This is a genomic window from Komagataeibacter diospyri, from assembly GCF_006538165.1.
GTDB lineage: Bacteria > Pseudomonadota > Alphaproteobacteria > Acetobacterales > Acetobacteraceae > Komagataeibacter > Komagataeibacter diospyri.
In genome coordinates this window covers 1-10,128 of sequence record NZ_BDLU01000046.1, presented here as the reverse complement: position 1 = coordinate 10,128, position 10,128 = coordinate 1, and the positions used below count along the sequence as shown (strand labels likewise).

At 55.7% G+C, this 10,128-nt stretch carries 7 protein-coding genes and 1 pseudogene; 2 read left to right on the top strand and 6 right to left on the bottom strand.

The window, feature by feature from the left end; genetic code table 11:
• Positions 1 to 117: pseudogene (locus MSKU9_RS18095) on the top strand (IS5/IS1182 family transposase); the annotation flags it as partial.
• Between the two features lie 300 nt (positions 118 to 417).
• Positions 418 to 1,053 carry a hypothetical protein gene (locus tag MSKU9_RS10495; RefSeq protein ID WP_141261409.1) on the top strand — a complete coding sequence of 212 codons (636 nt, stop codon included), beginning with the start codon at positions 418 to 420 and terminating at the stop codon, positions 1,051 to 1,053.
• A 61-nt stretch (positions 1,054 to 1,114) separates the two neighbouring features.
• Here the strand turns inward: MSKU9_RS10495 and MSKU9_RS10490 are convergent, their stop codons facing one another.
• From MSKU9_RS10490 to MSKU9_RS10465, 6 genes are all read right to left on the bottom strand, one after another.
• Entirely contained in the window at positions 1,115 to 1,366 is a 252-nt protein-coding gene (locus MSKU9_RS10490; protein ID WP_141261408.1) for a hypothetical protein, read from the bottom strand.
• Positions 1,367 to 1,484: 118 nt separating this feature from the next.
• Positions 1,485 to 2,930 (bottom strand): cardiolipin synthase, encoded by a 1,446-nt coding sequence (gene cls / locus MSKU9_RS10485; protein ID WP_141261407.1) that lies wholly within the window; start codon positions 2,928 to 2,930, stop codon positions 1,485 to 1,487.
• A gap of 829 nt (positions 2,931 to 3,759) precedes the next feature.
• Complete coding sequence (locus tag MSKU9_RS10480; RefSeq protein WP_141261406.1) at positions 3,760 to 5,052, bottom strand: glycoside hydrolase family 68 protein; 1,293 nt, start codon at positions 5,050 to 5,052, stop codon at positions 3,760 to 3,762.
• A gap of 324 nt (positions 5,053 to 5,376) precedes the next feature.
• Entirely contained in the window at positions 5,377 to 7,098 is a 1,722-nt protein-coding gene (locus MSKU9_RS10475; RefSeq protein WP_141261405.1) for a SulP family inorganic anion transporter, read from the bottom strand.
• 279 nt (positions 7,099 to 7,377) lie between these two features.
• Positions 7,378 to 7,929, bottom strand: a complete 552-nt coding sequence (locus MSKU9_RS10470) for a hypothetical protein (RefSeq protein ID WP_141261404.1) — start codon at positions 7,927 to 7,929, stop codon at positions 7,378 to 7,380.
• A gap of 481 nt (positions 7,930 to 8,410) precedes the next feature.
• The gene (locus MSKU9_RS10465; RefSeq protein ID WP_141261403.1) at positions 8,411 to 9,409 is read right to left on the bottom strand and encodes an aldo/keto reductase; all 999 of its coding nucleotides are present in this window, start codon (positions 9,407 to 9,409) and stop codon (positions 8,411 to 8,413) included.
• Positions 9,410 to 10,128: the final 719 nt, after the last annotated feature.

Below are 10,128 nucleotides of genomic sequence, written 5' to 3'. Positions count from 1 at the left end.
GAGAACTTCTTCTGCAAGCTCAAGGAGTTCAAGCGCATCGCCATGCGCAGCGAAAAAACAGACAGATCATTCGAAGCCATGATCTATCTCGTTGGCGCAATCATCAATTCAAGATAATTCCCAACAGGCCCCAAAAAAAGCGGCGTCTTGCAAAGTGTTTTGAAAAAAATCTTCAGCATTCTACCCAAGAGTCGGTATTGCACACCGAGTTTATCGGCAGGACATGGAAAACTGTTCCCGAACGGTGTACACGCAACCCACGCATCAAATGCCGGGACGACAGACGCTGGGGGTGTATCTGGATGATACGGAGGGCAGGAAAACGGGATTTCCTTCATGAATTTTTGTTTCGTATGTGCGAAAAATGATTGATGAATACCGCACTATCCACCCCCGTCGCCGGAGTAACAGCCACGCATGACAGTTGAGACCCATTGCAGCAACCGCCTTTTCCATGCCTTCCTGTCGCGTGTCGGTGGCGTGTGTATCGCCCTGTTGCCTGTCGGTGGCCTTGCAGGGTGTGGTTATACGGATTCACGTACCGCGCACCGTGCCCAGCTTGCCATGATCGGCATGAACAGCACGGATGTGCAGTCATGCGTGGGGATTCCTGACAAGATCAAGAAAATAGATGATCACGTGCAGATCTTTGAATATTCGCGCACGCTGAACATCCCGTCCACGAACGATTCAACGTTCGTGCCACTCCAGACCCTGGTCAACCTGACGGAAACAACCGTGGGCGGCGCAGGCAAGACCTGTATTGCGGATATCCGTATCGAGGATGACAAGGTTGTGGACCTGCATTACAGCGGCGATGATGACGAAATCATAGGGTCCGATGGGGTCTGCTCAATTGTGACACGTGGATGCGTGCGTAAACCCGTCGCATCAATGCAGCATGTAAGGCGTGGCCCGCTGGGGCCAATTTCCGCGTTCCATCCCCCCAGAACGCCGCCAGTGCCTGCAGAAGAAACCACGCCGACACCTACTGTCATTACGACAGCTACGCCGGTGCCGACTGCCGTTACGACAGCCAAGATTGATAAATGACCTGTTTCCCGTTCCTGACCCGCTACATGGATATGTGGCGGGACAGGTGGGACAGGGCGGATTATTCTGCGGATTTACGACCGAATGCATAACTGACCACGGACGCTGCCACCAGGATCAGGAACCCGAACACCTTGCAGTACGTCGGGATCTTTTTTTCATGCAGGCGGACTTCACCCTTCAGGCCGGCCAGATGATCCGTGATCTGCCTGTGCAGTTCGGATTTGTGCTGGTGCAGGGACTTTTCAAAATGCTTCGTGATTTCCTGAATATCTTCAGGGCTGAGCTTGCGAAGGTTTTCAGCGGCACTCATGATCCGGTTTCTCCTGTTACCATTCGATGCAGGTTGCCCGTGCGACTGGCCGGGCGCTTGTCTTGGATGTCGGTTCCGGCGTGGCTGTTTTCAAGGGCGGATATTATATCGTGCCTATTCACAGAACGGGGCCAACCATCGCCAGCACATTGTTCCACAGGACGCGGTATTTTGGCCAGTTCATGACCATATCCAGCGTGATGGGGGTGGCGGCATTGGTATAGGTCTGCTGGCGGGCGTGGATGTCTGCCGTGAACGCAGGGTCCACGAACAGGATATTGTTCTCGAAATTGAGGTCAAAGCTGCGGCGGTCCAGGTTGGCTGACCCGATCATGGTCATTTTCCCGTCTACTGTCAGCGCTTTGGTATGCAGCAGGCCGTGCGGGTATTCATACAGCCTGACCCCCGCTTCCAGCAGTTCACGGTAATAGCTGCGGCTGGCGCCGGCGACGATCCATGAATCATTACGGGTGGGGACCGTAAGCGTCGTGTTCACGCCGCGCCGGGCAGCCGCGCACAGGGCAGCCTGTATGGGTTCGTCAGGAACATAATAGGGGGTTGTAACCGTAAGATCCCGTGCCGCCGCATTCATGAGTGAGACAAATACTTCCGGCATCGCAGCATAGCGCACGGCAGCACTGGTCCCGATGACCTGGGCCACGAAGCCATCGCCTGCCGGTATGTGCGCCGTGGCCAGCAGTTTCGTCAGGTCTTCACCGGTATGGCCGAACCAGTCGGTTGCAAACAGGTGCTGGTTCTGCAGCACGACCGGGCCTTCAAAACGTGTGACCAGATCAACCCATGGGGCGAAGCGCGGCTTGACCCGGAATGCCGCGTCGGCACAGTTCTGGCTGCCGCAATAGGTTACACGGTTGTCAATGACGACAACCTTACGGTGGTTGCGCATGTCGAACCGCCCGCGAAAGGGGCGTTGCAGCAGGTTGCCAATGGGCAGGGCGCGCACAAGCCGCACGCCCGCTGCCTGCATGTCCCGCCAGTGGTGGCTGTGGATCAGTCGCCGCGATCCCAGGTCATCCGCCATGACGCGGCACGTCACACCACGTCCTGCCGCGCGCTTCAGGGCATCGACCACTTTCATGCCGTTATTGTCGGACAGCCAGATATAGAAGCTGATATGTACATGCGCGTACGCGCCATCGATATCACGCACCATGGCAGCGATGGCGGCATCGGAATCCGGCATGAGGGCCGCGGCATTGCCACCCATCGGGGGATAGCCACTGATGGACTGTCCGACGCGGAACAGCGGGGCAAGGCGTGGATGTAGCCCGAAATCACGTTCGGCGTCGATCAGCGCGTTACTGGTCTTGCCCGGAACGGGTAACTGCCTGATGGCCTCACGGATACGTTCAAGGATACGCCCGTTCAGATGGGTTTCGCCCAGCAGCAGGTAGGCAATCATGCCAAGGACGGGCAGGGAGCCGATAATGGCCACCCATGCCACGCGTGATGCGGGCTGGCGGTGTGGCCTGAGCAGGACGCGGATGATGAACAGGATCTGGAGACTGATGGTGGTTGCCGCACTGACCCAACCCCATTGCATGACCTGTTCCCATCCTGTCTGGAAATGATGTGTGACAGCGGGTATCGTATCGCCTTGGTACGGTATGGACAACTGATGGTGGCCATGACCGTCGTTGGTATCTGTTGCGGATGGACCGTGGAAACTGTTTAAAGACGGCTCAGTGAATCAATAAAAAAGTTTCTGCGTGTCGACTCTTTAAAACGGCGGCCAACACAACGCTCATCCTTCATGTTCGATATCCTCTGGTCATGCACACGCGATTATAGCCATGACTGGTAACGCCATACTGACCTGCCAAAACTGTGGTCTCGCTGACAGGCTCTGGACTGACGCAAAATCATTACAGGTCCATATGCCGGATGTATATAATAATTAATCCTGATCAATATATATTTTTTTGGATTTTCAAATAATTATGTAATAAAAATTGGACAGGCCAGCCGATTGTCATTTCTGTCTGGGTGGTGGGGCGACCGGTACGGATGGTGGTTTGGGCGGGCGTGGCGTCACCTGGTGACTCCCATCTGGAACAGGGGATGTGTTCTGTTCAGGCGGATCTGTCGTCGTACGGCCAGAAAGCGGGTTTGTGCCCCGTGTCTGTGCCAGCGCAGTCACAATCGTCCATGCTACGGCCCATTTCGATCCGGGCGCAGGCCCACGACAGAAACGTGCCAGTAACGCGCAGGTCGAAATAATGAAGGAGAGAATTACAACTGCATCTCCCGCATACTGCGTAGGTAACAGTGAAAGGATGCTCTGAAGTGAGATCGGGTAATCCATGACACAGATTTCCGTCAGGGAAGGCCGCCACAAATGGCGACCTTCTCCAAAGTTTGGAACATAGCGTTCAGGTGGCGGGACGGATATCCGGCTGGCGGCTGTCAGCCCATTCATCAAAGGCAAAGATCTGCCCGTAATCATGTACTTCCGTCAGGAAGGTCCGGTCGTCCACCAGCGCAATGCGCACTGTGGGGGCAAGCGTACCGCCAATACGGTAAGTCGCCGGGTTCTGCGGGTCTGTGCCCGGTGCAGGCAGCGTATCGATAAAGGACTGCACATACCCCATCGGGTCTACAAAGTGGCTGTACGTTTCATATGGCGCGGATGACGGGTTGCCCAGTACCAGCCCCGAACTGTTCAGGGGCGTATAGGGACCGAAAAGACCATGGCGCGAAACAAAGCCATATACTCCATCCGGGCCTTCCAGCCCACCGGTGTAGGTGGAATGATGGCTGATGGTGAAGATGTAGGTCAGGCCGTTATGGAACACCACATGTGGCCGCTCGGTCTGGTCATTCACCCCAAGGGCGGTAACCAGCGCAGGCAGCATTTCCCACCGTGAGAAATCACCCTTCCCGTAAGACGAAACCAGGCGGGCAATGCCGATGGCGGCAGCCCCGTACTGGGCGCCTTCACCAACATTGTAGCCCGGTGGCAGCCTGCCTGCCTCGTGGTCGGTAATGACAAACTCGCCGCGCATGCCTGGTACGTTGCCTTCAAACAGGCAGTAGACCTGCCCATCCGCCGGGTTGATGAACGGGTGGGGATCACGGAAGTCGAAATACGGGTCCTGCGAAGCATTGGCGTAATGCAGACCATCGGCCGAGAACATTTCGGTCGTGGTTTCAAACCCGTCAAACCAGACACCGGTATCATCGGCATAGATGCGACCGGAGGAAACCGAAGGCACGCTCTGGTTCGTATCGGTGTTGACGGACGTATAGAACATGTCGAGCACGTTCTCGCTACCCTTGCGCATGATCAGGCTGCCCGACCATTCATCGGGCCGCAGGTCAGCGCTTTTGTTGAGCAGACGGCCGCCGAATGTCCAGTCGATGCCATTGCGGCTGTAGTAATAGCCGATAAAGGCAAAGGCGTTGCGGTTGTGCCAGCCGGCGGCATCATCGCCAGTCTGGGCGCGCTCGGCTACGAGCGACCACATCACGTACCAGCCCTTGAAGGTGACCGTCTCACCCGTGATGCGGCGCAGGGCGCCGGTATCCCACTGCCACAGCGCATCATCAATGACCGGAAAATCCTGGGCAATGACGGGCATGGTGGTGGTTGGATCATCGGCATGCACCTTCAGTGCATCCGCGATGGTCCAGACGGAAGGAATGCGTGCATTGGAAGAAACCATGGTTTTCATCCTGTCGGCAGGGCACAATAATCCAGTGCCGATGCTCATTGCATTTTAAGTATTGTTTCATATAGCGCATAATTTTTTGCGTTATATTATGTTCCGTCAGGCGGATATTGTCTTACTCGCTTCTGACAATATGAAATATATCCCGATTGCATGCAGGCATCAAACGAAAGGACCATGCGCCCTATCGCTGTTCGCTGCTCACGGCAATGAATACATGATGATCGACAGCATGACTTCCCGGGCGTATCGCAGTATGCCTTCCTCGCTGCCGTTCAACTTGTCATGGCTGTCATCGGAATTAATTGACGATACGCCTTAATGTATCGTGGCATGGGGCGTGTCGCTGCCAGCCATCACCTGTCGCGCCGCCGCAATGGCGGTATGGAGCTGTGCATGGATATTGGCGGTTTCTATGACCGGGGTGATGCGATGGCGGTCCATGTCGGCCCGCAGGTAGGGGGTGACACGGCCAAATATCACGGTGACATGCCGGCCCCGCAGGGCCGTGAACAGGTCACGCAGGTCGCTGGCGGCAGAAAAATCGATATCCGTGATGGCGCTGGCGTCGATCACAAGGCACCGGACGGGGCTGGGCGCACTGTCAACCAGCACCTGCACATCATGCGCGAACCGCGTGGCGTTGGCGTAGAACAGGTCGGCACAGAAACGATAGACAATCAGCCCTGGCGCGGTCTGCTGCCCGGCCCTGACGTCATAGGGTTCCAGCAGTCCGGACTGCCCGTCGCGGCGCAGGATCATCGTATGGGGTTCGTAGCTGTGGCGTACATGGCGGAACAGCGACAGCGCGATGGCAAGGAATATGCCCTGTTCCACCCCGATGCCGATAACGGCGGCGGCAGTAACCAGCGCCAGCCCGAATTCGCCGGGGCTTTCGCGCCGGATGGCCATCATCGCCCGTACGTCAATCATGCCCAGCGCCACCGTAAAGACAATGGACGCCAGCACGCAGCGCGGCAGGTATTGCAGCGGCGCAGTCAGGAAAACCAGCACCAGCATCGTGACGATGGCGAATGTCAGTTGCGCAAGCTGGCTGCGTGCCCCTGTCCGCACGGCCATCGCGGTCTGGGTCGGGCTGCCGTTGACGGTGAACGTCCCGCTCAGCCCCGCTACCGCATTGGCGGCGCACAGGCCCAGTATGTCTGCATTGTCATCCACCGGATCATGGAATTGCAGTGCAAAGGCGCGTGATGTTGCGGCACTCTGCGCAATGATGACAAAAACGCATGATGTCGTGGCGGGCAGCAGCGCCAGCGTGTCATTCCATGATACATCGGGTATGGACAGGCGCGGCAGGCCCCCCGCAATCGGGCCGATGGTCTCGATCCCGAACCGGGGCAGGCCGAAGGTCATGCTGATCATGATTGTACCCACCACGGTCATCAGCGCCAGTGGCGCACGTGGCGCCAGCCGGTCCCCCGCCATGATTATGGCCACGATGCAGGTGGACAGCAGAAGGGTCGGGACATTCACATGCGAAAGCTGCGCCAGTGTCTCGAACAGTTGCAGTACCGGGTTATGCGCCGTGGTGGTAATGCCCAGCATGTCGCGCGTCATGGTCAGTGCGACCTGCACCCCTACCCCGGCCAGAAAACCCACCAGCACGGTGCGTGAGAGGAAATCTGCCAGGAAGCCCAGGCGGAACAGGCGAGCCACCAGCAGGAAACCTGCGCTGAGCAGGGCAACCATGCTGACCAGCGCCATGTAATGCGCACTGCCCGGTATCGCCATACGGCCCACCGCGCTGGAAAAAATGGCGGCGGTGGCGGAGTCTGCTGCAACAACCAGATGTTTTGATGCCCCAAAACACGCGAACGCCACCAGTGGCAGCAGCACCGTATACAGCCCTGTCACCGCTGGCATGGCCGCAATGCGCGTGTAGCCCAGAACCTGCGGAATATTCATGGAGGCAAGCGACAGGCCGGCAAGGATATCATGCAGCCGTGCATGCAGTCCTTTGCGGGGGGGTGTCCCGTCTGCCGTTGCGTCAGAATCCGATCTGCCTGTTCCGGTCTGCATGACCAACACCGTCCATTATCCACATGACCGGACCGGCAACGCGCCAGCCTTTACAACGGTATGTGTTCAGTAGTGCCGGTCATATCCGGAAAGATCTCGCGCCTGACAATAGCAGCACCCTGACACCTGCCATGCCAGGCACCATGGTATTGGTTCAGGAAAAGATTCTAAAATAAATAATTAATAAAAAACAATAAAAGTTTGAAATTTCCATCTTTTTTAAAATAAGTTTTTCCATAATATTTTTGCAAAAAGCTTCATAAAAAACTTTTCAGTCTTTTATTGTAGATGTTCGCTTTCGCTATCCATATCGTGAACCAGTGCCTGCGCCAGTGCCTGATGGGACTGGATCAGTCTGACATTATCCTTATCAAGCTTCGGCGTGTCCTTGGTCTTTTTCGGTGGTGCCTGGACCATGGTGTTTGTCATTTCGAATGTAGTCAGGCTCATGACAAAATCTTCTGCCGACATGCCGTGCTGCTGCAGGATTGCCTGAAGCTGTGGCATGGCCTGCGTGCGCCGGATGGTGGTGGCCAGTGTCATGTTGGTGGTCTGGGTGGGGGGAATGATATTGGCACGCCTGATCTGCCGGATCAGGGGCAGCATGCGGGCAAAGAAATCCTTGGGCAGCTTGTACTGCGCCACCTTGCGTATGTCCTGCTGAATGGCTTCATGCACCGCGCGCTGGATTTCCGCGCGCTGTTCCGCTGTTGGGCCATGGTGTTCTTCCACCTGCTGCGCATGGGCCGGGCGCAGGGTGCAGGGCAGGTGGAAGAAACCAAGCGCGCAGGCGCTGGCCACAAGCATGCCCCGCAGGGGAAAGGATATCATCGGTCGCTCCATTTACCCCGTCCGGATCGGGAATCGCTGCGATCAGCATGGCTGACATTGTGTTCATGCTGATTTTGCGGGACAGGTCCATTCAGTCAATATGAATGAAAAAGCAATAAGGGAGCGGTCAGGCAGGATCAGGCGTTTTCAACGGTGTCGCAGTCGTTCCATATGCAAGCCTGTTCCATGCCCCATCTGATGGCGGTCGTTGGCTGTATCGTGCTGTCCGGCACGAACTGGAAGGTGACGCGAACGGGATGGTCGACCGCCTATTCCCAATTCGTAATGTGTCCGCAGAGCCATGATTTCCCGCATCCTGCTCCACGCACCGCTTTATGTTGCCATCTGGTAATACGGTCAGAAGCCCATCCTGAGCATTTTCATGAGCTATGAAATGGAACCGGAGCAGCCTGCCTCGGGTCATCAGGATGTCTTTCAGGAGAATCTGGCAGGCAGGCGCATGCCAGGTTGCAAAACGCTGTCAGCGACCCGGGGGCGCCATGAATTCTGGCCCGACCGGATCCTTGATGCATAACTTGAGGATTGCATCGATTTCCTGCAGGTCATCAGCGCTCAGGTGCCAGCCGATTGCATCGGCGACCGCTGCGATCTGGTCCGGGCGGCGTGCGCCCCACAGGGCAATGGTTGGCCCCTGATCCAGTACCCAGCGAATGGCCAGTGCCAGAAGTGACTTGCCATGTTTCTCGCGTGCGAAATCCTGCAACTGCCGCACGGCTTCCAGATATTGGGTAAAGCGGGGTGGCTGGAACTTCGGGTCCGCACTGCGCAGGTCATCAGGGCCGAATCTGGTCTGCGCCGTCATCTTGCCTGACAGCAGGCCACGGCACAGCGGACCGTAGGCAAGGATGGTCAGGTCATGCTGGCGTGCATAAGGCAGGATATCGTGCTCCATCCCACGCTCAAACAGATTGTAAGGCGGCTGTACCGTTGCCAGAGGCGCGACCGCGCGAAAGGCATCCATTTCGGCGATGGTGAAGTTGCTGACACCAAGCGCCAGTACCTTGCCTTCCCTGACCAGATCTTCCAGCGTGCGGGCGGTTTCATCCATCGGCACGGCGGAATCAGGCCAGTGGACCTGATAAAGGTCGATGTAATCGGTACGCAGGCGGCGTAGAGAATCCTCGATTTCCTTGCGGATACGGGCGGGCGATGTATTGCGGAACGGCTTGTGATCATCCTTCCAGTCCAGTCCGACCTTGGTTGCGATCGCCACCTTGTCCCGCCGTCCGGCAAGAGCCTGTCCCACAATTTCTTCCGAATGGCCAAAACCATAGACGGGTGCCGTATCGACCAGTGTTATGCCCAGATCAACGGCTTCCTGAATGGTGGCAATGGCGTTGCGGTCGTCCGGACCACCCCACATCCATCCGCCAATGGCCCATGTGCCAAGCGCAATGCGCGAGACAGGATGCCTAAGCCCACGGATTGTGGTGGTTTCCGTAACAGACGCCTGCGTCATGAATACTCTCCGTGTTCGTGAACCGGGTATGACGGCCATAACCGCCACGTATGTAACCGTACCACAGGGGAAGATGACGTGTTATCCGTCACCATAGGGCACAGCTATGCCCGATCATTCTCAATCTTCCCTTACATGCAAGTGGGGCATGTCTTATAAAGATTTTTTGAATATAAATAATTGATAAAAAACAATAAAATTTTTTGGCGCCATCTTTTTGCAACAAGGTAAGGGCTTCTTTGAAGCTTTTTGAAAAAAGATTCACCAAAAACTTTCTTATGATTGCCTGGCATCGTTCGACCAGACCGCATTGAAGCCTTCAATTAAGTCCTTCACGTAGAACGGCGACGTTTCTTCGTGTTCATTGAGGAATGTATTTCTCCCAGGCAATAATGGAATGCAAATAAACGGCGCGACCTTCGGGAAGGCGGAGAGTAATATATTTGACAAACTGTAAAATAATGGGCGTTAAAACGCCATTTTCTGAAATAATGATTTCATATATTATTTTTTGTATTGATATATTAATTAAAAATTCATCGGTAAATAGATCAGATCTCTATCGCCGGATCTGATCTGTCAATAATTTTGATAGAAACATTCAAGGGGCAAGTCAAATGGCTTCCCCTCTGAAAAATGATGTGGCGGACTCGAAATCCGCCTAACCCACGTCCCAGAGTGTTTCAGGGCGTGCCAAAAACATAAGGTTTCCTAAGTAT